The 24,420-nt window shown below is 73.0% G+C and carries 22 protein-coding genes; 18 read left to right on the top strand and 4 right to left on the bottom strand.

All coding sequences use genetic code 11. The annotated features are described in order from the left end of the window. Positions 1 to 47: 47 nt before the first annotated feature. The 8 genes from ABGB06_RS16025 to ABGB06_RS16060 all read left to right on the top strand — a co-directional run bounded on the left by ABGB06_RS16025 (position 48) and on the right by ABGB06_RS16060 (position 8,723). Positions 48 to 1,595: an ABC transporter substrate-binding protein gene (locus tag ABGB06_RS16025; RefSeq protein ID WP_347589701.1), complete on the top strand. Its 1,548-nt coding sequence runs from the start codon at positions 48 to 50 to the stop codon at positions 1,593 to 1,595. A 112-nt stretch (positions 1,596 to 1,707) separates the two neighbouring features. Further along, positions 1,708 to 2,649 (top strand): ABC transporter permease, encoded by a 942-nt coding sequence (locus ABGB06_RS16030; protein WP_347589703.1) that lies wholly within the window; start codon positions 1,708 to 1,710, stop codon positions 2,647 to 2,649. Next, complete coding sequence (locus ABGB06_RS16035) at positions 2,646 to 3,542, top strand: ABC transporter permease (RefSeq protein ID WP_347589705.1); 897 nt, start codon at positions 2,646 to 2,648, stop codon at positions 3,540 to 3,542. Before ABGB06_RS16030 ends, ABGB06_RS16035 begins: the two co-directional genes overlap by 4 nt. Further along, entirely contained in the window at positions 3,539 to 4,729 is a 1,191-nt protein-coding gene (locus ABGB06_RS16040) for an anhydro-N-acetylmuramic acid kinase (protein WP_347589707.1), read from the top strand. The genes ABGB06_RS16035 and ABGB06_RS16040 overlap by 4 nt, the downstream gene beginning before the upstream one ends. Further along, the gene (locus tag ABGB06_RS16045; protein WP_347589709.1) at positions 4,726 to 5,268 is read left to right on the top strand and encodes a GNAT family N-acetyltransferase; all 543 of its coding nucleotides are present in this window, start codon (positions 4,726 to 4,728) and stop codon (positions 5,266 to 5,268) included. The genes ABGB06_RS16040 and ABGB06_RS16045 overlap by 4 nt, the downstream gene beginning before the upstream one ends. Beyond that, the gene (locus tag ABGB06_RS16050; protein ID WP_347589711.1) at positions 5,256 to 6,425 is read left to right on the top strand and encodes a serine hydrolase domain-containing protein; all 1,170 of its coding nucleotides are present in this window, start codon (positions 5,256 to 5,258) and stop codon (positions 6,423 to 6,425) included. The genes ABGB06_RS16045 and ABGB06_RS16050 overlap by 13 nt, the downstream gene beginning before the upstream one ends. Before the next feature lie 5 nt (positions 6,426 to 6,430). Next, positions 6,431 to 8,089, top strand: coding sequence for an ABC transporter ATP-binding protein (locus ABGB06_RS16055; RefSeq protein WP_347589713.1), 1,659 nt, complete (start codon positions 6,431 to 6,433; stop codon positions 8,087 to 8,089). Positions 8,090 to 8,270: 181 nt separating this feature from the next. Then, positions 8,271 to 8,723, top strand: a complete 453-nt coding sequence (locus tag ABGB06_RS16060; protein WP_347589715.1) for an ATP-binding protein — start codon at positions 8,271 to 8,273, stop codon at positions 8,721 to 8,723. 463 nt (positions 8,724 to 9,186) lie between these two features. Here the strand turns inward: ABGB06_RS16060 and ABGB06_RS16065 are convergent, their stop codons facing one another. From ABGB06_RS16065 to ABGB06_RS16080, 4 genes are all read right to left on the bottom strand, one after another. Beyond that, complete coding sequence (locus tag ABGB06_RS16065) at positions 9,187 to 11,433, bottom strand: 3-hydroxyacyl-CoA dehydrogenase NAD-binding domain-containing protein (protein ID WP_347589717.1); 2,247 nt, start codon at positions 11,431 to 11,433, stop codon at positions 9,187 to 9,189. Positions 11,434 to 11,516: 83 nt separating this feature from the next. Continuing rightward, positions 11,517 to 12,767 carry an acetyl-CoA C-acetyltransferase gene (locus ABGB06_RS16070; protein ID WP_347589719.1) on the bottom strand — a complete coding sequence of 417 codons (1,251 nt, stop codon included), beginning with the start codon at positions 12,765 to 12,767 and terminating at the stop codon, positions 11,517 to 11,519. Continuing rightward, a complete protein-coding gene (locus ABGB06_RS16075; protein WP_347589721.1) occupies positions 12,764 to 13,900 on the bottom strand; it encodes a CaiB/BaiF CoA-transferase family protein in 1,137 nt (378 codons plus the stop codon). Before ABGB06_RS16075 ends, ABGB06_RS16070 begins: the two co-directional genes overlap by 4 nt. A gap of 75 nt (positions 13,901 to 13,975) precedes the next feature. Further along, the gene (locus ABGB06_RS16080; protein ID WP_347589723.1) at positions 13,976 to 15,211 is read right to left on the bottom strand and encodes an ROK family transcriptional regulator; all 1,236 of its coding nucleotides are present in this window, start codon (positions 15,209 to 15,211) and stop codon (positions 13,976 to 13,978) included. 134 nt (positions 15,212 to 15,345) lie between these two features. On the opposite strand from ABGB06_RS16080, the gene ABGB06_RS16085 reads away from it, so the two are divergent. From ABGB06_RS16085 to ABGB06_RS16130, 10 genes are all read left to right on the top strand, one after another. After that, positions 15,346 to 16,653: a sugar ABC transporter substrate-binding protein gene (locus tag ABGB06_RS16085; RefSeq protein ID WP_347589725.1), complete on the top strand. Its 1,308-nt coding sequence runs from the start codon at positions 15,346 to 15,348 to the stop codon at positions 16,651 to 16,653. A gap of 7 nt (positions 16,654 to 16,660) precedes the next feature. Further along, entirely contained in the window at positions 16,661 to 17,677 is a 1,017-nt protein-coding gene (locus ABGB06_RS16090; RefSeq protein WP_347589727.1) for a sugar ABC transporter permease, read from the top strand. After that, complete coding sequence (locus ABGB06_RS16095; protein WP_347589729.1) at positions 17,670 to 18,626, top strand: carbohydrate ABC transporter permease; 957 nt, start codon at positions 17,670 to 17,672, stop codon at positions 18,624 to 18,626. Before ABGB06_RS16090 ends, ABGB06_RS16095 begins: the two co-directional genes overlap by 8 nt. Before the next feature lie 68 nt (positions 18,627 to 18,694). Continuing rightward, complete coding sequence (locus tag ABGB06_RS16100; RefSeq protein ID WP_347589731.1) at positions 18,695 to 20,059, top strand: GH1 family beta-glucosidase; 1,365 nt, start codon at positions 18,695 to 18,697, stop codon at positions 20,057 to 20,059. 60 nt (positions 20,060 to 20,119) lie between these two features. Beyond that, positions 20,120 to 20,665: a histidine phosphatase family protein gene (locus ABGB06_RS16105; RefSeq protein ID WP_347589733.1), complete on the top strand. Its 546-nt coding sequence runs from the start codon at positions 20,120 to 20,122 to the stop codon at positions 20,663 to 20,665. Positions 20,666 to 20,985: 320 nt separating this feature from the next. Next, positions 20,986 to 21,297 carry a hypothetical protein gene (locus ABGB06_RS16110; RefSeq protein WP_347587298.1) on the top strand — a complete coding sequence of 104 codons (312 nt, stop codon included), beginning with the start codon at positions 20,986 to 20,988 and terminating at the stop codon, positions 21,295 to 21,297. Further along, positions 21,297 to 22,739, top strand: a complete 1,443-nt coding sequence (locus ABGB06_RS16115; RefSeq protein WP_347589735.1) for a C2 family cysteine protease — start codon at positions 21,297 to 21,299, stop codon at positions 22,737 to 22,739. The genes ABGB06_RS16110 and ABGB06_RS16115 overlap by 1 nt, the downstream gene beginning before the upstream one ends. Positions 22,740 to 22,760: 21 nt before the next feature. Beyond that, positions 22,761 to 23,147, top strand: coding sequence for a hypothetical protein (locus tag ABGB06_RS16120; RefSeq protein ID WP_347589737.1), 387 nt, complete (start codon positions 22,761 to 22,763; stop codon positions 23,145 to 23,147). Then, entirely contained in the window at positions 23,147 to 23,884 is a 738-nt protein-coding gene (locus ABGB06_RS16125; protein WP_347589739.1) for a hypothetical protein, read from the top strand. The genes ABGB06_RS16120 and ABGB06_RS16125 overlap by 1 nt, the downstream gene beginning before the upstream one ends. Before the next feature lie 71 nt (positions 23,885 to 23,955). Continuing rightward, positions 23,956 to 24,402: a GNAT family N-acetyltransferase gene (locus ABGB06_RS16130; RefSeq protein ID WP_347589741.1), complete on the top strand. Its 447-nt coding sequence runs from the start codon at positions 23,956 to 23,958 to the stop codon at positions 24,400 to 24,402. Positions 24,403 to 24,420: the final 18 nt, after the last annotated feature.

The raw sequence follows: 24,420 nt of genomic DNA on the forward strand, positions 1-24,420 counted from the left end.
CCAGCTCCTCCCCCGGCCCGGGCATCGCCACACCACCGAGGAAAGACATGTCACACAGATCGCGGACAACCCGCCGCCTCACCGCGGCGCTGAGCGGGGTCGTGGCGATCTCGCTGTTCCTGGGCGCGTGTTCGGGCGCCGACTCCGCCGGTGGTTCGTCCGGCTCCGGCGGCACGCTCGTCGTCGGGGTCACCTCGGACGCCGACACCCTGTACCCCTGGAAGGCCACCCAGTTCCAGGCGGTCAACGTCATGCAGACCGTCTACGGCACGCTGACCGAGCTGGACCAGGACATGAACGTCGTCCCCGGACTCGCGAAGTCCTGGGAGGCCACGGACGACGGCCTCACCCTGACGTTCACGCTCCGCGCCGGCGTCACCTACGCCGACGGCAGCTCGTTCGGCTCCGAGGACGTCGTCGGCTCCCTCGAGCAGATCGGCGACGAGGCCACCGCCGCCGTCGCGGCCACCTCCCTGGACTCCGTCGAGTCGGTCGAGGCGGTCGACGAGAGCACCGTCGCGCTGCACCTGTCGACCCCGGACGCCTCACTCCCGGCGAACCTGGCGTCCATCAACATGGCGATCCTCTCCTCGGACGACACCGAGGCGGAACTCAACAGGACGCCGAACGGCACCGGTCCGTTCACCTTCGACAGTCGCGTCGCCAACCAGTCGATCACCCTGACCAGGAACAAGAACTACTGGGGCGATCCGGTCACCCTCGACAGCGTGGAGTTCCAGGTCATCCCGGACGAGTCCGCCATCGTCTCGGCGCTCCAGTCGGGCAACGTGCAGATGGCCGTCTTCGACGACCCGCTGGTGGCGCAGACCGCCGAGAGCGGGACCGTCTCCCTGGAGAAGACACCGCAGTTGAGCTACCACGTCCTCCAGCTCAACGCCCATCGCGGCGCGCTCGCCGACCGGAACGTCCGGCTGGCCGTTCAGTGCGCCATCGACCGCCAGCAGGTCCTCGACACCGCCGCGCTCGGCGAGGGCGAGGTCACCGGTCCGGTCACCTCCCCGGCCTACCGGTCGGATCCCGACGCGCGTCCCTGCCCCGAGCGCGACCTCGACCGGGCCGCCGACTACCTGGCCGCGTCCGGCCGGGAGAACGTGCGGATCTCCACCATCGTCTCGCAGGGCGAGTACGCCACCTCCGTCAGCGAGGCGCAGAACCTCAAGTCGCAGCTCGCCGACGCCGGTATCACCCTCGATCTCGACGTCCTGGAGTCCGGCGCCTTCGTCGACCGCTGGGTCGCCGGCGACTTCGACGCCGCCGTCGCCCTCAACGGCGGGCGTCCGGATCCCGACGGCATGTACGGCCGCTACTTCACCAGCAACGGCAACCTGAACCCGGTCGCCGGCTACAGCTCGCCCGAACTGGACGACCTCTTCGCCCAGGGCAGGGCGACCGAGGATCCCGCTGCCCGCCAGGACATCTACCGGCAGGTCTCCGAGGAACTGGAGGACAACGCCGCCTGGATCTGGCTCTTCACCAGCTACAGCTACACCGCCACCGCCACCGCCGTGCAGGGCTTCGTCCCGCGGGTGGACGGCTCGATGGTGGGGTTGCGCGCGGCGACCGTGTCCTCCTAGATCCCCCTCGGCCAAGGCCGCCAGGCGCGGGGCGCCCCGACCGGGAGCCCCGCGCCACGGCCGGGAAACGCTGCGAGAACTCATGCTCCGAAAACTCACCCGCCATCGCCTCGTGCGGCGAACGGCCTCGTCCGCCGCCACCCTGCTGGGCGTCGCGATCCTCGTCTTCGTCATGCTGCGGGCCATCCCGGGTGACCAGATCACGGCGGGTCTCGGCACCGAGGCCGCCGCGCTGACCCCGGCGCAGCGTGCGGATCTGGAGGCGTACTACGGGATCGACCAGCCGCTGGTCGCCCAGTTCTTCTCCTGGCTCGGCAACGTTCTCACCGGCAACCTCGGCTACTCCGCCCGCGCCCAGGCGAGCGTGCTCGACCTGACCCTCGAGGCCCTGCCCGTCACCCTCGAACTGGCCGTTCTCGCGATCCTCATCGCGCTGGTCATCGGCGTCCCGCTCGGCATGCTCTCGGCCTCGAAGCCGAACTCGCCGCGCGACGCCGCCGGACAGGTGGTGGGCCTGGCCGGCCTGTCCATCCCGGCCTTCCTGCTCGCCACCGCCCTGCTGTCGGTGCTCGCCTCCTCCTTCGGGTTCAACCCCAACGGCCGACCGTTCGTCGGCCTGTTCGTCGATCCGCTGCTCAACCTCCAGCAGATGCTGCTGCCGTCGCTGGTGCTCGGCTTCGGCATCGCCGCGCCCATCATGCGCACCACCCGCACGGCCGTCCTGGAGGTGCGTTCGAACGACTTCGTGCGCACCGCCCGCGCCAAGGGCGTGCCGCCCCGGCGCCTCCAGGTGACGCACGTGCTGCGCAACGCCATGGTGCCCATCGTCACCATGGTGGGCCTCCAGTTCGGCTATCTGCTCGGCGGCGCCGTCGTGGTGGAGCAGGTCTTCTCCGTGCCCGGGATCGGCCGGCAGGTGCTGCTCGGCATCCAGCAGAAGGAGTACGCCCTCGTGCAGAGCACCGTGCTGGTCATCGCGGTCGCGTTCGTGATCGTCAACCTGCTGACCGACGTCGTCTACCGCCGCGTCGACCCGAGGGTGCGTGCCGCATGAGCGACCTCACCCAGGCGGCGGGCATCGACCCCGGAACCGCGCCGGCCAGCCGGCGATCGCAGCGGCTGAGCGCCCTGCTGCGCAGTCCGAGCGGCCTCGTCGGCCTGGTCCTCATCGCGCTGCTGAGCCTGCTCGCCCTGCTCTCCTTCGCGGACCTGCTGCCGTACGATCCGGTGGCCCAGGACCCGCCCAACCGTCTGCTCTCGCCGTCGGCCGACCATCTCCTCGGCACCGACCAGTTCGGCCGCGACGTGTTCTCACGGGTGGCGGCGGGAGTCGGCAACTCCGTCCTCATCGCGGTCGTCGCGGTCGCGTTCGCCACCGCCGTCGGCACGCTCGGCGGGCTGGTGTCCGGGTTCTATCGCGGCTTCGCCGACACCGCGATCGGCGGCGTGGCGAACGTCCTGTTCGCGTTTCCCCCGCTGCTGCTCGCCCTCTCCCTGGCCTCGGTGTTCGACCGCACCTGGTTCACGGTGGCCATCGCCATCGCCATCGTCTACGCGCCGATCTTCGTCCGCGTCACCCGCGGCCCGGTGCTCTCGCTCCGGGAGATCGAGTACGTCAGGGCCGCCACCAGCACCGGCCAACGCCGCGTCGCCACCCTGTTCCGCCACGTGCTGCCGAACATCACGTCCATCGTGATCGTGCAGGTCACGCTGTCGCTGTCCTGGGCCGTGCTGACCGAGGCCTCGCTCAGCTTCCTCGGCCTGGGCGCCCCACCGCCCGCACCGTCACTCGGCTCCATGGTCTACGAGGCACGCACCCTGGTCACCATCGCCCCGTGGACGATGATCGGGCCCGGAGTCGTCGTCGTCCTGCTGGTCGTCGGACTGAACCTCCTCGGCGACGGCCTGCGCGACGCCTTCGACCCACGGAACCGGGGGCGGCGATGAGGATCCTCGGCCTGATCTCGGGAACGTCGCACGACGGCATCGACGCCGCCGTCGTCGACTTCACCGCGCGGGGCGGCGCGTTGCACGGTGCCGTCGAGCACACCAGCAGCACCGCCTACCCGCCGGAGCTGCGGCGACGTCTCGTCGCGTCCCTGCCGCCGGCCGAAACCTCGCTCGCGACGGTGTGCGAACTCGACACGCTCATCGGACAGGAGTTCGCCGCGGCCGCGGCGACGGCCATCGAGGCCACGCGCACCGGCCCGGTGGACCTCATCGTCTCGCACGGCCAGACCGTCTTCCACTGGGTGGAGGCCGGAACAGCCCACGGCACCCTGCAACTCGGGCAGCCCGCCTGGATCGCCGAGCGCACCGGCGTCCCGGTGCTCTCCGACGTCCGCGTCCGCGACATCACCGCCGGCGGCCACGGCGCCCCGCTCGTCTCCTACCTGGACGGCCTGCTGCTGGCCGGTCTCGGCGGCACCCCCGCCGCTCTCAACCTCGGCGGCATCGCCAACATGACCGTGGTACGGGGCCCCGCGGACCTGTCCGCCCACGACATCGGTCCCGCCAACGCCCTGATCGACGCGGTCGTCACCGGGACCGGGGCGCACCCCGCCGGCTACGACGCCGACGGCCTGATCGCGGCCTCGGGCACGGTCGACGAACGGCTCCTGGCGTTCCTGCTGGACGATCCCTACTACCGCCTCAGCCCGCCCAAGAGCACCGGCAAGGAACACTTCCACCACGCCTACGTCGCCGACGCCCTCGCCGCGACCGGGACCAGTCCCGCACCGGCCGACCTCGTCGCCACACTCACCGAACTCACCGTCCGCACCGTCGCCCGCGACGTGCTCGCCGCGGGTGTCGACACCCTGGTGGTCTCCGGCGGCGGATGCCGCAACCCGGTGCTGATGCGCGGTCTGCGGGCGGCGACGCCGGGCGTCCGCCTGCTGCCGTCCGACGATCTCGGCGCCCCGGCCGACGACAAGGAGGCGATCGCCTTCGCCCTGATCGGCTGGTGCACGGCACACGGTCTGCCCGGCTCGTCGCCGGCCGGCACCGGCGCCCGCGAGGCCCGTCTGCTCGGCAGCCTCACCCCCGGCGCCGGCCCGCTGCTCCTGCCGCCGCCGCTGCCGGAACCGCCACGCTCGCTGACCCTCGACACCATGCGGGCGGTCGCGCCATGACGCCCCCGCCGCGCCGGGCCGGCCGCGCCGACCTGACGGGCATCACCGACGTCTTCCTCGCCTGCTGGCACGGTCCCTACGCCGCCGTGCTCCCGCGACGGCTCACCGACGCCATGACCCGCGACCGGGCCACGGCGCTGTGGACCGGTGTGCTCGCCGAGGCGGCCCCCGGCGAGGTCCTCGTGCAGCCCGCGCCGGACGGCACGATCCTCGGCGTCACCCGGTGGGCGGGGCCCGAGGACGGTGTCGGCGTCGTGCATTCGCTGTACGTCGCGCCCGACGCCCAGGGACGGGGAGCCGGCGGCGGACTGCTGACCGCCGCGACCGCCGCCCTGTCCGCCGCCGGGGCCGGCACCGCGACCCTGTGGGTCTTCCGGGACAACACTCCGTCCGTGGGCTTCTACCAACACCGCGGCTGGCGGCCCGACGGCGGCCGACGCGTCCAGGAGGAGTTCGGCGAACCGGAGATCCGCCTGGTCCTCGCGCTCACCCCGGCGGCGCGGCCGCCGCGACCGGGACCCGCCGGGTGGGCGACGTGAACGCGCTGGCCACGGCCGTGTCCCGGATGACCACCCGGGTCCCGCCGGGCGCCCCGCCCGCCGCCCGACCCCCGGCCGGCGCCGCGATCGCCCTGCGCGCTCCCGGGGTGGACCGCTCCGCCGCGTCCGGGCTGCGCACCCTCCCCACGGACTCCGCCCCCGACGGCCTCCCCATGACGACGCGGACCCACCACGACCTCGCCTCGGTGACCAAGGTGGTCGCCACCACCACCGCACTGATCCGCCTCGTCTCCGCCGACTCGGTGCGGCTCGACAGCCCGGTGCGGCGTTTCGTCCCGGAGTTCCGCGGCGGCGCGAAGGACGAGGTCACGGTGCGCGACCTGCTCCTGCACCGCGGCGGCCTGTGGGAGTGGTGGCCCCTGTACGTGGAAAGCCACGACCGGGACGAGGCCCTGCGGCGCGCCGCCGAACTCCCGTTGCGCCACCCGCCCCGCACCGGGCGGCACTACTCCGACCTCGGCTTCGTGCTGCTGGGCCGGATCGTCGAGGCGGCGGCGGGGCAGGGCCTGCGGAGCGCGGTGGCCTCCCTGGTCACCGAGCCGCTGGGCATGTCCGAGACCCGGTACGCGCGTCCCGCCGGCGACGACGTCGCCACCAGCGCCGTGGGTGACCGTGTCGAGATCACCATGCTCGACACGGGCACGCCCTACCCCGTTCCCTACCGCGGCGCGGACTTCTCCCGATGGCGCCACGGTCCCGTCACCGGCGAGGTGAACGACGGCAACGCCTTCCACGCCCTGGACGGCGTCTCCGGACACGCGGGCCTCTTCGCGCCGCTCGGCGACCTGCTGACGCTGGCCGGGGCGCTGGCCGAGCACACCCACGACCACAGCCACGGGTTGTGGCGTCCGCGCACGGCCGAGGAGTTCTTCGCACCGGGACCGGACGCGGGGCAGTCACTCGGCTTTCGCCGCTACGAGATCGCCGTCGGCACGGAACGGCTCCCGCTGCTGGGCCATACGGGATTCACGGGCTGCGCCGTCGGGTTCGTCCCCGGTCGCGGGATCGCCCTCGCATTCGCCACCAACCGTCTGCTCACCCCCGGAGACCCCGTGCCGACCGACGCCCTGTGGGCGTGGGCCCGTGCGGCGGCGGGCGCGGTGACGACCGCTCACTCCGAAGAAACCCACAGGTGACCGCCATGACAGCCGCGACGCCCGTCCTGTCCATCCGCGACCTCTCCGTGTCGTTCCTCTCGGGCACCGGCCCGGTCCCCGCGGTCAGGAACGTCTCGATCGAGGTGCCACCCGGCAGCACGGTCGCCGTCGTCGGCGAGTCGGGGTCGGGCAAGTCCACCACCGCGGCCGCGGTCACCCGGCTCCTGCCGCCGGGCGGCCGCGTCACCGGCGGCACCGTGCTCTTCGAGGGCCAGGACCTCGCCCGGCTCAGCGAACGGGAGATGGTCGCCGTCCGCGGCGCGCGCATCGGGTTCGTCCCCCAGGACCCGATGTCCAACCTCAACCCGCTGCTGCGCATCGGCGACCAGATAGCCGAGGCCCTGGAGGTGCACGGCCGCGCCACGGGTCGGGCGGCACGCGCCCGCGCCGTGGAACTCCTCGACACGGTGGGCATCCCCGACCCCGGGCAGCGGGCTCAGCAGTATCCGCACGAGTTCTCCGGGGGCATGCGGCAGCGCGCGCTGATCGCCATGGGCCTCGCCTGCCGCCCGCGCCTGCTCGTCGCCGACGAGCCGACCTCGGCCCTCGACGTCACGGTCCAACGCCGTATCCTCGACCAACTCGACGCCCTGACGGCCGAAATGGGGACCAGCGTGTTCCTCATCACCCACGACCTGGGACTCGCCGCCGAACGCGCGGACAGCATCGCCGTCATGTACCGGGGAGAGATCGTCGAGTCGGGCGAGGCCGCGCGGATCCTCCACGAACCACAGCACGCCTACACCCGGCGGCTGCTGCGCGCCGCGCCCAGTCTCGCCTCGACGACCATGGTTCGGGCCGCCCCGGCCACCGGGACCGCCGCCGGGGCGGCCACCGAGGACACGCCCACCGACGACCTCGTCCAGGTGCGGGACCTGACCAAGGTGTTCCCGCTCAGGTCCGCGGGCCGTGGCGCCGCCACCGACCTCACCGCGGTGGCCGGCGTCGACTTCACCATCCCGCGCGGGACGACCGTGTCGATCGTCGGCGAGTCCGGCTCCGGCAAGTCCACGACCGCGAACCTCCTGCTGGCCCTGGAGAAGCCCACCTCGGGCCGGATCGTCTTCGACGGGACCGACCTCGGCACGCTGGGCCGCCGGGATCTGTTCGCCTTCCGACGCCGGGTCCAGCCGGTCTTCCAGAACCCGTACGCCTCCCTCGACCCGAGGTACACGGTCGGCCAGTCCGTCGCCGAACCGCTGCGCGTGCACCGCGTGGGCACGGCGGCCACCAGACGGAAGGAGGTCACCAGGCTGCTCGACCAGGTCGCCCTGCCCGCCGCCATGGCCGAGCGGCTGCCGCACGAACTCTCCGGCGGCCAGCGGCAGCGGGTCGCCATCGCCCGGGCGCTCGCCCTCTCTCCCGACCTGGTGGTGCTGGACGAGGCCGTCTCCGCACTGGACGTGCTGGTGCAGGCGCAGATCCTGGAACTGCTGACCGAACTGCAACGCGAACTCGGCCTCAGCTATCTCTTCATCAGCCACGATCTGGCCGTCGTGCGGATGATCTCGCATTCGGTCCACGTCATGCGACACGGCCGCATCGTCGAGAGCGGCACCCCGGACCGGATCTTCCAGGCGCCCGGCACCGCGTACACGAGGGAACTGCTCGCCGCCATCCCCGGCGCCGGGCTCGCCGCGTGACGGAACGACCGCGTGTGGTCACATTCGGACGGCAGTCTTCCGTACGTCGGGCGCCACGCTGACGGCCCGTCACCCATCGCCACCCCATCGAGTGATATGAACAGCGGGAGGGTGGCCGAATTCCTTGCGGACTGCCGGGAGTTACGGGCAGGGTGCGGGCATGACCCAGCGCGCTCACCCCATGACGCACCGTGGAGACTCCGGAGGGATCGTGACGCTCACCGGCCGGGACGCCGAACCGCAGCACCTGTGCCACAGTTGGACGCTGACGGCCCGGCGGGAGGATCTGGCACGGATCCGGCGGATGGCCTCCGCGGCCATGCGGGAGTGGCGACAGCCGACGCAGGTGACCGAGGTCGTGCTGCACGGCGTCACCGAGCTGCTGTCGAACGTCGCGCGGCACGTCGCCGACCCGCGATGTGTGCTGGAGCTGACGCTGACCGGCGAGGCGGTGGAGGTCGCCGTGCACGACCGGTCCCCGGTCCTGCCGACCATCACCCTCCCCGACTGGACCGCCGAGGAGGGCCGCGGCCTGTGGCTGCTGCGCGAGATGGCCGACGGGCTCGGCTTCGAGCCGACCGACGAGGGCAAGCGCGTGTGGGTCCGCGTCGGCAGGGCCCCACACGGCTGGTGAGCCACGGCGCCTGGTTCGCCCTACGGCGAACCAGGCCCATGCCCGACCACCGACACCGGCCGGCGGCGGGATTCCCGTACCCGGGCAGAAGGGCACACCGCCGGAGCGCGGGAGAACCGCGCGGCGCGCGAGGCCGAGCCCGCCGATGGCGCCAGTCGGCGACGGGCGAGGAGAGGCGGGTGTCCCGGTAGGCAGACGCACACCCCGGGAGCCGAACAGTCGCGCGGCGAACCGGATCCGAGCTCAGCCGGCGCCGCCAGCGGGCGTCGGGCGATGCGGGCGACGAGGGGACGGTGCCCCGGTCGACGGCCGGGCGGACCCGCCCACCGGAGCGCCGTCCCGCGAGCGAGGCCAGGGCCGGCCCGGCGACGGGCGGTGACGACACGTCTGTGCCCCGGTCGACGGCCAGACGGGCCGCCCGGCCACGAACCGGGTCGGGGACGCCGGCGGGCAGGGCGCGCTGTCACCCCGCCTGGGAGAGGCTCGCGCCGCGCTCCGCTCGGGACACCAGTGCGTCGGGGGGCGCGAACCGCGGGCCGTAGCGGTCCGCCAGCTCCCGGGCGCGGGCGACGAACCCGGCGGGACCGCCCGGGTGGCCCTCGACGAACCGCAGGACGCCGCCGGTCCAGGCGGGGAAGCCGAGGCCGAGCAGCGAGCCGACGTTGGCGTCCGCGACCGACGTGACCACGCCGCGGTCGAACAGCCTGACCGCCTCCAGCGCCTCGCTGAACAGCAGCCGGTCGCGCAGGTCGGGCAGCGGCACCCGGACGCTCGGCTCGGTGAAGTGCTCCCGCAGGCCCGGCCAGAGGCCGGCACGGCGGCCCTCGGGGTAGTCGTAGAAGCCCGCGCCCGCCGCGCGTCCGGGACGGCCGAAGTCGTCGATCATCCGGTCGATCACGGCCTCCGCCGGGTGCGGCCGCCAGGGCTCGCCCGCGGCCTCGGCCGCCGCCCGGTTCTCGTCCCTGATCCGCCGCCCCAGGGTGAGGGTCACCTCGTCGAGCAGCGCCAGCACGCCGGTCGGGTAGCCGGCCTGCGCCGACGCCTGTTCGACGGAGGCCGGCTCGACGCCCTCGCCGACCATGGCCGCACCCTCGTTGAGGCGGCAGCCGATGACCCTGGAGGTGAAGAAGCCCCGGGCGTCGTTGACCACGATCGGCGTCTTGCCCAGGTGGCGCACCAGGTCGAAGGCGCGGGCCAGCGCGGTGTCGCCGGTCCGTTCGCCCCTGACGACCTCGACCAGCGGCATCCGGTCGACCGGTGAGAAGAAGTGCAGGCCGACGAAGTCCTGGGGCCGCGCGACGCCCTCGGCGAGCCGGCTGACCGGGAGCGTGGAGGTGTTGGAGCACAGCAACGCGTCCGGGGCCACCAGGTCCTGCACCTCCTGGAAGACCTTCTGCTTGAGCGCCGGATCCTCGAAGACCGCCTCGATCACCACGTCGCAGCCGGCCAGGTCCTCGGGACGGGCGGTGGGCGTGATGCGGTCCAGGATCGCCGCCCGCCGCTCCTCGGTGATCCGTCCCCTGGCCAGCGCCCGGTCCAGCGGCTGGGCGGCCCGGTCCCGGCCGCGCCGCGCGGCCGCCTCGTCGACGTCCTTGAGCGCCACCTCAAGCCCGGCGGCGGCGCACGCGTAGGCGATGCCGGCGCCCATCATCCCGGCGCCGAGCACGGCCACCCGGGTGGCGGCGCGGGTGGGCACGTCGCGCGGCCGGCTGCGGCCCGCGTTGACCGCGGGGAGGTCGAGGCGCGTGAAGCTGGTCATGTTCCGCGCGATCGGCCCGGTGGCGGTGTGGGCCGCGTACCGTGCCTCGATCAGCTCGGCGGTCGCGAAGCCGACCTGGACGCCCTCGACCGCGGCGGCCAGGATGTCGCGCGGCGCCGGATAGGGGGCGCCGCCGGTGCGCTTGCGGAGCAGCGCGGGGAAGGACGGCAGGACCGCGGCCAGCGCGGGTTCCCTGGGCCCGCCGCCGGGGATCCGGTGGTCGGGGTCGTCCCAGGGCTGCCGCGCCTGGGGCTGGTCCTGGGCCTGGTCGTCGATGAAGGCCCGTGCCTGGTGGGCCAGTTCGTCCGGGCTCCGGACCACCTGGTGCACCAGTCCCGCGGCCAGGGCGCCTTCCGGGCTGAGCCGGCGGCCCTCCAGCAGCACCTTCTGCAGGGCGTCGACGAGGCCGAGCAGCCGCACGGTGCGCACCACGCCGCCGCCGGCGGGCGTCAGGCCCAGGGTGACCTCGGGCAGGCCGAGGCGGGTGCCGGGACGGTCCAGGACGATCCGGTGGTGGCAGGCCAGCGCGATCTCCAGGCCGCCGCCGAGCGCCGAGCCGGTCAGCGCGGCCACCACCGGCGGGCCGAGCGTCTCCAGGCGGCGCAGCGCCCGCTTGAGGCGCAGCCCGGTGTCCTGGACCCGCTGGGCGTCCGGCGGGCGCGGTCCGGTCAGGTCGGCGAGCGAGGCGCCGGAGAAGAACTCGACGCCGCCGAACTCCAGCACGACGCCGCGCACGAGGCCGGCGTCCCCGGCCCCGGCGTCCGCGGCCCCGTCGTTCCCTGCGGCATCCTCGGCCCCCGCGATCTCGGCGGCGAGTCGGTCCGCCACCTCGGCCAGCACGGCGGCGGCCGCGTCCGGGGCGTCGGGTACCAGGGAGAGCGCGACGGTGACGACGGAGTCGGCGTCCCGGTGCCAGCGGAACGTTCCCTGCTCGGTCGTGGGCTCTGGCATGGTGTCGGATCTCCTGGGGTGCGGGGTGGGAGGCGGTCGGGTCGCGGGGCGGCGACGGGCGCCGCCGGGTCGCTGCGGGTCGTTCAGAGGCGTTCGACGACGGTGGCGACGCCCATCCCGCCGCCGACGCAGAGGGTGGCCAGGCCGTACCTCAGGTCGCGGCGGTCGAGCTCGTCGAGGAGCGTGCCGAGGATCATCGCGCCGGTGGCGCCGAGCGGGTGGCCCAGGGCGATGGCACCGCCGTTGACGTTGACCCGCTCCAGGTCCAGGCCGAGCTCGCGGACGAAGCGGAGCACCACGGCGGCGAACGCCTCGTTGATCTCCACCAGGTCGATGTCGCCGATCTCCAGCCCCGCCCTGGCCAGGGCCTTCCGGCTGGCGGGGGCGGGTCCGGTGAGCATGATGGTGGGCTCGGAGCCCGTGACCGCGGCGGAGACGATGCGGGCGCGCGGGGTGAGCCCGAGCCGCTCGCCGGCCTCCCGGCTGCCGACCAGGACCAGCGCGGCGCCGTCCACGATGCCGGAGGAGTTCCCCGCGTGGTGCACGTGCTCGATCCGCTCCAGCCAGTGGTACTTCTGCAGCGCCACCGCGTCGAAGCCGCCCTGCTCGCCGAGCGCGGCGAAGGACGGTTTGAGCGCGGCCAGGGTGTCGGCGGTGGTGCCCGGGCGGACGTGCTCGTCACGGTCGAGCACGGTCAGGCCGCTCGGGTCGCGGACCGGCACCACCGAGCGGTCGAAACGGCCCTCCTTCCAGGCCGTGACGGCCCGTTCCTGGGACAGCGCGGCGTACTCGTCCACGTCCCGGCGGCTGAAGCCCTCGACGGTGGCGATGAGGTCGGCGCCGATGCCCTGCGGAACGAAGCCGAGGTCGTGGTTGGTCATCGGGTCCATCGACCAGGCCCCGCCGTCGGAGCCGATCGGCACGCGGGACATCGACTCCACGCCGCCGGCCAGCACCAGGTCCTCCCAGCCGGCCCGGATCTTCGCGGCGGCCAGGTTGACCGCTTCGAGTCCGGAGGCGCAGAAGCGGTTCTCCTGGACGCCGGCCACGCTGTCCGGCAGGCCGGCGGCGAGGGCGGCGATCTTGGCGATGTCGGAGCCCTGGTCGCCGTGCGGGCTGACCACGCCCAGCACCACGTCGTCGACGGCGGCGGGGTCGAGGTCGGGCTGCCGGCGCAGCAGCTCGTGGATCAGGCCGACGACGAGGTCGATGGGCTTGGTGCCGTGCAGCGCGCCGTTGGGCTTGCCGCGCCCACGCGGGGTGCGGATCGCCTCGTACACGTACGCCTCGGTCGCCGGGGGCGCGGGCGTCGGCCGGGTCGGCTGGCTGGTCATGACGTCTCCTGTCGGGGCCCGGTGAGCCCCCAGTCGCGGGTGATCTCGTCGGCGTCGGCGCCGGGCCGGGCGGGGCCGCGGCGCAGGCTCCCCGGGGTGGCCGAGAAGCGGGGGGCCGGGGCAGGCTGGGTCACGCCGTCGGCGCGGGCGAAGGTGCCGCGGGCGGTCAGATGCGGATGGGCCGCGGCCTCGCGCAGCGACAGCACGGGGGTCACGCACGCGTCGGAGCCGGCGAACACCTCGGTCCAGGCGGCCCGGTCGCGGCTGGCGAAGCGCGCCGCGATGAGCGCCCGCAGCTCCGGCCAGCGGTCCTGGTCGGCGCGGTCGGGCGCCTCGTCCGCGATGCCGAGCAGCCGGACGAACTCCGCGTAGAACGCGGGCTCCAGCGCGGCGACCGCCATGTGGCCGCCGTCGGCTGTCGGGTAGACCGCGTAGTAGGGGACGGAGCCGTCCAGCAGGTTGGCCTCGCGGCGGTCCTGCCAGAGGTCGGCCGCGAGCAGGCCGTGCAGCAGCGTGGTGAGGTGCGCGGCGCCGTCGACGATGGCGGCGTCCACCACCTGGCCGCGGCCGGTGGCCCCGGCGTGGTGCAGCGCGGCGAGCACGCCGACCACCAGGTAGAGCGCGCCGCCCGCGTAGTCGCCGAGCAGGTTGGCCGGCGCCGCCGGCGGGCCCGCGGCGGGTCCGGCCAGGTGCAGCGCTCCGGTGAGGGCGACGTAGGCCAGGTCGTGGCCGGCGCGCGGGGCGAGCGGCCCGTCCTGGCCCCAGCCGGTCATCCGCCCGTAGACGAGCCGGGGGTTACGGGCGTGGCAGGCGTCGGGACCGACGCCGAGGCGCTCGGCGACGCCGGGCCGGTATCCCTCGATCAGCACGTCGGCCCGCTCGGCCAGGTCGAGCGCCAGGCGGACGCCGTCCGCGGTCTTCAGGTCGGCCCGGATCGAGCGCTTGTTCCGGTTGGTGAGGTCGGTCGCGGGATCCAGGCCCGGCCAGGCCTCGCCCGGCCGGTCCACCCGGACCACGTCGGCGCCGAGATCGGCCAGCAGCATGGCGGCGAACGGGCCAGGTCCGATGCCGGCCAGTTCGACCACACGCGTCCCCGCCAGCGGTCCCTCGGCTCGCTGCGTCGCTGCTGTCATCGGACCCCCAGGCGCGTCCCGCGGTCAGTGCGCCACCTGCCCACCTGCCGCGATGATAAGAACGTGTTTCACTTTTTACAAGGGAGCCCCGCCCCGCGCCAGGAACTCCGCCAGTGGCAGGGTCGCCGCGCCGACGGTGACCGCGTCGGGGCCGAGCCTCCCCATCTCAATGGTCGCGCGGCCCGCGGGGTGACGCAGGGCGTACGCGTCCGCGGCCCGGCGCACCGCGGGCAGCAGGTGCGGGCCGAGCAGCAGTCCGGCCCAGCCGCCGAGCACGATCCGCTCCGGGTTGAAGAGGTTGACCAGGTCGGCGATGCCGGCGCCGAGGTACTCGGCGGTCTCGTCGAGCAGCGCCACCGCCCGGCTGTCGCCGGCCAGCGCCGCGTCGAGCAGCGCCGCCACGCCGGTCTCCTCGTCGGCGTCCGCGACGTCGCCGCCGGCCTCCCGCCAGCGTTCGAGCAGGGCGGCCGCCCCGACGTACGCCTCCAGGCAGCCCGGCGCCCCGCACCGGCAGCGGCGCCCGCCGACCCGCAGCGTGGTGTGCCCCCACTCCCCCGCGCCGCTGGCGGCCCCGCCGTACGGCACGCCGTCCGTCACGATGCAGGCGCCGACGCCCGAGCCGATCAGGGCGACGACGACGTTGCTGGCGCCACGCCCGGCCCCGAACCACATCTCGGCCTGGCCGAAGGTGCGCGCCCCGTTGCCGAGGTGGAACGGCACCTCGGGGGGCACCTCCACGGCCTCCCTGAGCAGCCGCTCCAGCGGCACCGCGTCCCAGCCGATGGCCTGGCCGTGCACCACCGCGCCCGCGTCGGGGCCCGCGTCGGCGGACGGTTCGGCGACGATGCCGGGCACGCCGACGCCGACGCCGAGCAGCCGCTCGGGCGGCGTGCCCGAGGCCCTTCGAACGGCGGCGACGCCGTCGCGGATGTGCCGCACCACCAGCTCCACGTCGTGCCCGGCGTCGGTGAGCGGATACTCGGCCCGCGCCAGCTCGGCGAGGGTGAGGTCGAACAGCTCCACCCGCACCCGGGTCTCCCCGACGTCGACGCCGACCAGCGTGGCGCAGTCGGGCGCGACCTGCAGCAGGGTGCGCGGCCGTCCGCCGTCGGAGTCGACGTAGCCGGCCTCCCGCAGCAGGTGGTCGGCCAGCAACCCCGCGGTGACGTTGCTGACCGTGCCGGAGCTCAGTCCGGTGGCCTGGGCCAGCTCCTGACGGCTGAGCGGACCGTGAAAGTACAGGTGCCGCAACAGCGCCGCACGGTTGGCACGGCGCAGGTCACGCACCGTCTGTCGTTTCGCTTCACGCATGTAACCCTCCGCTGAGCAACCTACCTGGGCCCGAGGGCTTGACGGGTACTTATCTTCACACTTAACTTACGCCGCAAGTTAAGTGGCGCCACCCCCGAGCCGATCCGGAGCCACCCGAGAAGGGTCCATCGACCATGCGCAGAACCCGCACCGCCCTCCCCGTCGCCGTGACCGTCCTCGCGGCGCTGGCCACCACCGGCTGCGGAGGCGGCAGCACCGGCGGGGGGAACAACGACAACCCCGACACGCTGACGTACTGGGCCAGCAACCAGGGCCAGAGCCTGGAGCACGACGAGGAGGTGCTCCGTCCCGAACTGGAGCGCTTCACCCAGGAGACCGGCATCGAGGTCGAGCTGGAGGTCATCCCCTGGGACAGCCTGCTGGACCGGATCCTGGCCGCCGCCACCTCGGGCGAGGGCCCCGACGTGCTCAACATAGGCAACACCTGGTCCGCCTCGTTGCAGGCCACCGGCGCGCTGCTGCCGTTCGACGAGGAGACCATGGGCCGGATCGGCGGCGCCGACCGTTTCGTGCCCTCCGCCCTGGCCGCCACCGGCGCCGAGGGCCAGGATCCGGCGGCGGTGCCGCTGTACTCGCTGGCCTACGCCCTCTACTACAACACCGAGCTGTTCGCCGAGGCGGGCATCGACGAGCCGCCCACCACCTGGGACGAGCTGGTCGACGTGGGCCGGCAGCTCACCGACGAGGACACCTACGGGCTGGCCATCGAGGGCGCCAACATCCAGGAGAACTCGCACCACGCCTTCGTCTTCGGCCAGCAGCACGGCGCCGACTTCTTCGACGCCGAGGGCAACCCGACGTTCGACACCCCCGAGGCCGCCCAGGCCATCAAGCAGTACGTCGACCTGCTCGGCGAGGACGGCATCGCCGCGCCGGGCAACGCCGAGTACGCCCAGAACCAGTCGGTGTCGGACTTCGCCAACGGGGACGCCGCGATGCTGCTGTGGCAGGCCGCGGGACGGGGCGTCGAGAACCAGGGCATGGACCCCGGCGACTACGGCGTGGCCCCGATCCCGTTCCAGACGAACCCGCCCGCCGACGGCGAGGTCAACTCCATGGTGGCGGGCATCAACCTCGCCGTCTTCGAGAACACCGACAACATCGACGGCGCGCTGGACTTCGTCCAGTTCATGACCAGCGACGAGACGCAGACCAACCTCAACGAGGCCTACGGCTCGCTGCCGTCGGTGACCAGCGCGCAGGAGTCCGACACCTTCGACACCCCGGAACTCGACGTGCTCCGCGAGACGCTGGCCAGCAGCGCCGCACCGCTCCCCCAGGTCCCCGAGGAGTCCCAGTTCGAGACGCTGGTCGGCACCGCCATGGCCGAGCTCTTCGCGGACGCCGCGGCCGGCACGGAGGTCACCGTGGACCGGGTGCGGGAGAGCCTGCACGAGGCGCAGCAGCAGATGCAGCGGTGAGGCGTCCGTGACCACGACCCTCAGCAACGACGCGCCCCCGCCCGCCCCGGCGCCCGCCCAGGGCGCCGGCGGGCGGGGGCCCGCCCGCCGGCGCCTCCGCCCGCGGCTGCCGGCCCGGCTGCGCCGCGCCGGCCTGCCCTACCTGCTGCTGCTCCCCGCGCTGCTGCTCGAAATACTGATCCACATCGTGCCGATGGTGGTCGGCGTGGTGATGAGCTTCAAGGAGCTCACGCAGTTCTTCATCCGCGACTGGAGCCGAGCGCCCTGGACCGGCCTCGACAACTACCGGGTCGCCGTGGACGTCAACGCCCCGCTGGGCGAGGACCTGCTGCGCTCGTTCCTCGTCACCTGCGTCTTCACGGTGCTGGCCGTCGCCCTGTCCTGGCTGCTCGGCACCGCGGCCGCGGTGCTGATGCAGGACTCCTTCCGCGGCCGGGGCCTGCTGCGCGCGCTGTTCCTCACCCCGTACGCCCTGCCGGTCTACGCGGCCGTCATCACCTGGGCGTTCATGCTGCAACGCGACAACGGCATGCTCAACCACGTGATCCACGACCAGCTCGGGCTCACCGACTCGCCGCCGTTCTGGCTGATCGGCGACAACGCCTTCTACTCGCTGCTCATCGTCGCGGTGTGGCGCAACTGGCCGTTCGCCTTCCTGATCCTGATGGCGGCGATGCAGAACATCCCGCGCGAGCACTACGAGGCCGCGCAGATCGACGGCGCCGGCATCTGGCAGCAGATCCGCCGGATCACCCTGCCCTCGGTGCGCCCGGTCAACCAGGTGCTGATCCTGGTCCTGTTCCTGTGGACGTTCAACGACTTCAACGTCCCCTACCTGCTCTTCGGCAGGGCCGCGCCGGAGTCGGCCGACATCATCTCCATCCACATCTACCAGTCCTCGTTCGTCACCTGGAACTTCGGCTTCGGCTCCGCCATGTCGGTGCTGCTGCTGCTCTTCCTGCTCGTGGTGACGGCCGGGTACCTGCTGGTCACCTCGCGCGGAAGGCGGGACGAGAATGTCTGACAGCGCCCCGGTGCGGGCCGCCGGGCCGGCCACACTGGCCAAGCCGACCGCGCCGAACCCGCCCGCGGTCCCGCCGGGCACCGGTCGCCGGCGGGCCCGCCCGTCGCCGTCCGACCCGCCGCGTTCCTTCGCGTGGACCCGGCGGATCGTGCTGACGCTGCTGTCCGTCTTCACGGCGGCGCCCATCTACGTGATGCTCAGCAGCTCACTCAAGCCGCTGCAGGACGTCACCGGCGAGTTCCGGTGGATCCCCAGCGAGCTGACGATCCGTCCCTATGTCGACATCTGGCAGACCATCCCGCTGGCCAGGTACTTCCTGAACTCGCTGATCGTGGCCGGCAGCGCCACCGTGCTGTCGGTCACCGTCGCGGTGTTCGCGGCGTACGCGGTGAGCCGCTACCGCTTCCGCGGCAAGCGGGTCTTCACGGTCACCGTGCTGTCCACCCAGATGTTCCCCGGCATCCTCTTCCTGCTGCCGCTGTACCTGATCTTCGTCAACATCGGGAACACCACCGGTATCGCGCTCTACGGCTCGCGCGGCGGCCTGATCCTCACCTACCTGACGTTCTCGCTGCCGTTCTCCATCTGGATGCTCGTCGGCTACTTCGACTCGATCCCGCGCGGCCTGGACGAGGCGGCGATGATGGACGGCTGCGGGCCCGTGGGCGCGCTGTTCCGGGTCGTGGTCCCGGCCGCCGTGCCCGGCATCATCGCGGTCGCCGTCTACGCCTTCATGACCGCCTGGGGCGAGGTCCTCTTCGCCTCCGTGATGACCAACAGCACCACCCGCACGCTGGCCGTCGGCCTGCAGGGCTACGCGACCCAGACCGAGGTGTACTGGAACCAGGTGATGGCCGCCTCGCTCGTCGTCAGCGTCCCCGTCGTCGCCGTCTTCCTGCTGCTCCAGCGCTTCCTGGTGGCCGGGCTCACCGCCGGCTCCGTCAAGTGAGCCACGCCGCGGCAGCGCGCCACCCGTCCCCCGAAAGCCCTCCGACCCGGAAGAGAAGTGGGCCCACCGTGACCGACAACCCTGCCCCGTACGCCCTCCCCGAGGACTTCGTCTGGGGCGTCGCCACCGCCTCGTACCAGATCGAGGGCGCCGTCGCCGAGGACGGCCGCTCCCCCTCCATCTGGGACACCTTCTCGCACACCCCGGGCAAGGTGGCCGCCGGCGACACCGGCGACGTGGCCTGCGACCACTACCACCGCTGGCCCGAGGACGTCGGGCTGATGCGCGCCCTCGGCGTGGACGCCTACCGCTTCTCCGTCGCCTGGCCGCGCGTCGTCCCGGGCGGCTCCGGCGCCGTCAACGAGCCGGGGCTCGCGTTCTACGACCGGCTCACCGACGCGCTGCTGGAGGCGGGCATCGCCCCCTTCGTCACCCTCTACCACTGGGACCTGCCGCAGGCCCTGGAGGACCGCGGCGGCTGGCGGTCCCGGGAGACCGCCGAGCACTTCGCCGCCTACGCCGCCGCCGTGGCCGCCCGCCTGGGCGACCGGGTCACCGACTGGGCCACGCTCAACGAGCCGCTGTGCGCGGCCTGGATCGGCCACCTGGAGGGCCGGATGGCGCCGGGGCTGACCGACATCACCGCCGCCGTGCGCGCCTCGTACCACCTGCACCTCGGGCACGGCCTGGCCGTGCAGGCGATCCGCGCCGCCGTGCCCGGCGCCCGGGTCGGCATCGTCAACAACCTCACGCACTGCGAGCCGGCCAGCGACCGGCCGGCCGACGTGGCGGCGGCGCGCCGCTCCGACGGCCACACCAACCGCTGGTGGCTGGACCCGCTGCACGGCCGCGGCTACCCGCAGGACATGATCGAGGAGTACGGCACCGACGTGCCGGCCCGCCCCGGCGACCTGGAGACCATCGCCGCCCCGCTGGACTGGCTCGGCCTGAACTACTACTTCCGCAACGTCGTCGCCGACGACCCCGAAGGGCCGGTCCCGCACGCCCGGCAGGTCGACCTGCCCGGCGCGGAAAGGACCGCGATGGGCTGGGAGGTCCACCCCGCGGGCCTGACCGCCACCCTGCGCCGGATGACCGAGGACTACGGGGCGCGGCGCATCTACGTCACCGAGAACGGTTCGGCGTACCCCGACGTCGTCGGCCCCGACGGACAGGTCCACGACCCGGAGCGGATCCGCTACCTGGAGCGCCACCTGGCCGCCTGCGCCGACGCGGTGCGCGCCGGCGTGCCGCTGGCCGGCTACTTCGCGTGGTCCCTGCTGGACAACTTCGAATGGGCCTACGGCTACGACAAGCGCTTCGGCCTCGTCCACGTCGACTACGCCACCCAGCGCCGCACCCTCAAGTCCAGCGGCCACCGCTACGCCGACCTGATCCGCACCCACCGCAAGACGGCCCGCCCGGCGGCCTGATCCCTTCCCGCGCCGCCCGGGGGTCGTGCCCTCGGGCGGGCGCCGGGGAAGGCTGAGGGCATGGCCGTCCGCATCGCGTACGAGACGCACGCCACCACGACCGACAACGAGGCGGGTATCGCCAGCGGTTGGCGCCAGGGCGTGCTCTCCCCGCTCGGCCGCGAGCAGGCTCGGGAGCTCGGGACCCGCCGCCGGGAGGACGGCCTCGCCGCGGTGGTCAGCTCCGACCTGGCGCGATCCGTGGACACCGCGCGCATCGCGTTCGCCGGCAGCCCGGTGCCCCTGCACCAGGACCCACGGCTGCGCGAGTGCGACTACGGGGAGCTCACCGGCCGGCCCTCGGCCGAACTCGCGGCCCTCCGCCCGCGACACCTCGACCGGCCCTTCCCCGGCGGCCAGAGCTACCGCGACGTCGAGACGGCCACGGCCGCCCTGCTGCGCGACCTCGCCACCCGCTTCGACGGCAGACGGGTGCTGCTGGTCGCGAGCACCGCCAACCTCTGGTCCCTGCAGAGCCTGCTCACCGGTGCGTCCTGGCCGGCGCTCCTCGCGGCCCCCTTCGAATGGCGGCCCGGCTGGGAGTTCACGCTCCCCACCCCGCGCTGACCCCGCCGGCCGACTCGGCGCCGTCCTCAGCCCAACAGGGTGCCGAGGCAGTGGTCCAGCACGGCCAGGGCCTCGCCGGCGCGGGCGTCGGTGCTCTCCTCGCCGGCTGGCCCACGACCGCGCCAAGACACTTGGCCACCTCACCTCGTAGCGCGCCGTTGGGTGTCGGTACGGCGATGCCCCCGCGCGGGCGTGACAGATCCGCGTGCCCCGCGTCCGGATTTCGTAACGCCCGCCCCGCACCTCCTGTCCGACGATCGGACCCTTTGCTAGCGTCAACGCCGCATGCGCCGGGGATAGTTGAAAAGGGGGACGGCGGCATGGACGACTTGACGCCCGAACAGCTGGGTGACCGGGCCGAGAAGCTGCGGGAGGCCGCCACCCGGGCGCGGGAGTTGGCCGGTTCGCTGGGGGAGTATCTGGACTCCGCGGTGACGAAGGCGACCGGGGACGACCCGTCGATCTGGACCGGGCCGTACGCGGAGGAGGCGTCCGGGCATCTGCGGGGGCAGCAGACGACGTTGCGCGCCATGGCGAGCAGTCTGCTCGCGGACGCCACGCGGTGGGAGAACGAGGCCGGTCAGATGGACGACGAGGCGGGCAGCCGCGAGGACGACGAGGGGGGTAACTGATGAGCTACCGAGGCTTCGACGTCGGGGAGATCAGATCGCTCGCGGGTGATCTGTCCACGTTGGGGGACGAGGCACCGACGTTGCACCTGGACATCGCCACCGTGCTGAACAAGGCGCACACGGCGATGGCGACAGGCCCGGCGACGTACGACGGCGACCTGGAGAAGGTGCGCACCTCCGGTGTCACGGACGTGGTCCTCGACGGCCTGCCGTTCGGCGGATCCGGCACGCTCCCGTTGGCGCTCAACGACGACCTCAGCGGCATGTCGAGCGAGATGCGGCGCCGCTGCGACCAGCTCGACGCCGTCAAGGGGCTGGACGACGCCGGCTACCCCGTCTCCTCCAACGACCTCTTCCTGGACGAGAGCCCGCCCAGCAAGGAGGACATCGACGAGGCGGTGCGGTTCTTCGACAACCTCAACGACAGCGAGGGACTCACCGAGCCCACCACCAACGAGCAGTTGCTGGCGGCGATGGAGGACCTGGAGGGTCTGAGTGCCGCCGAGCTGAACATCGTGCTGTCCAAGGTCCCCGAGGGCCAACTGGAGGAGTGGAACGATCTCCTCAACCAGGAGGACATCCTCGGCCTCACCGGTGTGTCGCGCGAGGAGCGCAACGCGCACCTCAGCGACCTGTTCGCCAACGTCGGCGCCAACAACATCGACAAGTTCATGGACTCCTTCCCCGGCGTCCAGCCCGACTTCTCCAACGGCGAAGGGCTGGACGGCTCGGAGGAGTGGGGCATCCCGCCGAGCGACCAGCCGATGTTCGAGAACGGGACGGTCAGCGCCGACGACATCAACCAGGGCGACTTCAACGACTGCTGGTTCCTGGCCCCGCTGGCCTCCCTGGCCGAGAGCAACCCGGACTTCATCCGGGAGGGCATACGCGAGAACGACAACGGCACGGTCAGCGTCCGGCTGTGGGATGCCGAGGGCAACATGCAGTGGGTCACCGTCAGCGCCGAGCTCCCGCTCGACGAGAACGGCGACCCGGTCTCCGCCAGCGACGCCGGCCAACCGCTGTGGCCCGCCTACTACGAGAAGGCGTTCGCCCAGGTCTACGGCGACGGCGACGGTCCGGAGGGCACCTACGCCGGCATCGAATGGGACTATCAGGAGAACGCGGTGCCGTACCTCACCGGCGGCGAGGGGGAGGACATCTCCTCCGGGTTCTGGGACTTCGGCGGCAGCAACTTCGACAACGTCAAGGAGGCGTTCGAGAACGGCAAGGCCGTGACCGTCTCCTCCACCGGGGACGCCCCCGACAGCTGGGAGGACCAGGGCTACATCGACCGGCACGTCTACTACGTGGTCGGCTTCACCGACGACGGCAACATCCTCCTCGGCAACCCGTGGGGCAGCAACTACGACCCGATCGAGGCCACACCCGAGGAGTTCGAGGACGCCTTCGACGATCCCACGGCCGCGAGTGTCTCGTGAGGCGGGAAGAGGAGAGCGGTAATGGCTGACGAGACGAACGAGAACGGCGGCGGCAGGGCCGCCACGACGGACTGGCCGGTGACCCGGGACGGGTACTGGACGCTGCGCTGGCACATGCCGCGGAACCGCCCGCGCGCCCGGTACAGCGTCGTGGTGCTGAAGATCGACGACGATCCGCCGCGCACCACCATCCTGGTCAGGTCCGAGGGCCAGGCGCAGGCCAAGTACGACGACGCCCGGGTCGGCGACGTCGTGGAGATCGCGGACAAGCGCTGGGAGATCGCGGAGATCGACCTCGGGCGGACGGACGTGACCTGGAGGGATCCGGGATTCAGGGCGGGCTGGGTGCGGTTGCGGCTGCTCGGCCCGGCCGGAAGCGACACGGCGGGCCGGAAGGAGGTCGCGTGATGACCCGCACCAGGACCGCGACCGCCACCGTCGCCGCGGCTCTGCTGCTGCTTCTCGCCGGCTGCGGCGACTCCGAGTCCGAGGACCCGGGCGGCTCCGGCGGCTCGGGTGGCGAGCAGGGCGGCGAGGACGGGGAGAACACCGGCCAGGCCGACCCGGGCCCGGAATGCGTCGGCGAGGCCGACCCCACCGGCACCCGCGCCCTCTTCGGCGGCGAAACGGAACTGCCCGGCGGCGGCACCCTCAGCTACGCCGCGGCCAGCAGCGACGGCACCGACCGACAGGCCGACCTCACCCAGGGCGGCGACACCACGACGCTGTCGCTGGACGACCAGCTCACCGTCCAGGGCAACGACTGGACCGTCAGCCAGATCTGCACCTACCGCGTCATCCTCACCCCCGCCGACCAGGCCCTCGCCCAGGACCCCGACGCCGTCGAGACCGACCCCGAGTGGCCGATCACCCAGGGCGGATTCTGGGAACTCCACACCGGCATCACCGACGACCGCCCAGACCCGCCACTCAGCGTCGCGGTGACCAGCATCGACGAGGACCCGGCCACCGCCAGCATCCAGCTCAACGCCGAGGGCGCGAACCTCGCCAGCTACGACGACACCCCCGTCGGCGCCACCGTCGAGATCGCCGACCAGCTCTGGGAGATCGCCGACATCACCGCCGAGACCGACGCCGACCCCGCCACCGTCCGCCTCCAACCACTCGGCCCCGCGCTCCCCTAGGGCGCCAGCCAGGCTCGCCGCGCAGGGCAGCGCCGGTTGACGCGCATGGCGGACGGCGATGTGCTGTTCCGATGGACGACCTTCATATCCAGGCGGTGGACGACGACGCCTCGATCCGCGACTGGCGGTACGCCCACAACCTGATCGTCCCCGGCGACGTGCTGTCGCTCGACGACGTCCGTGCCCGCATCGGCCGCAGCCACATGGAGGTCGCCTACCTCGGCGACGTCCTGATCGGCTGCACCACCGTGCGCCCGCCCACCACGGACAACGGCGCCACCGCGACGGTCATCGTCCGCGTTCTGCCCGAGCATCGCCGCCGTGGTCTCGGCACTCGGCTCTACGAGCGCGCCCTGGACCAGGCCCGTGCGCTGGACGCCGAGGTGATCGAGACGGTGGTACTGGCAGCCAATCCAGATGGGCTGCGCTTCGCCGAACAGCACGGCTTCGTCGAGCTCGAACGCTATCTGCTGAATGAGGGCGACACCGTGCACTGGATCGACCTGCGTCTGACCTGATCCGCAGAACAGGCCCAA

Origin of the sequence: Streptomyces sp. B6B3 (assembly GCF_039871525.1) — a bacterium.
Lineage (GTDB): Bacteria > Actinomycetota > Actinomycetes > Streptomycetales > Streptomycetaceae > Streptomyces.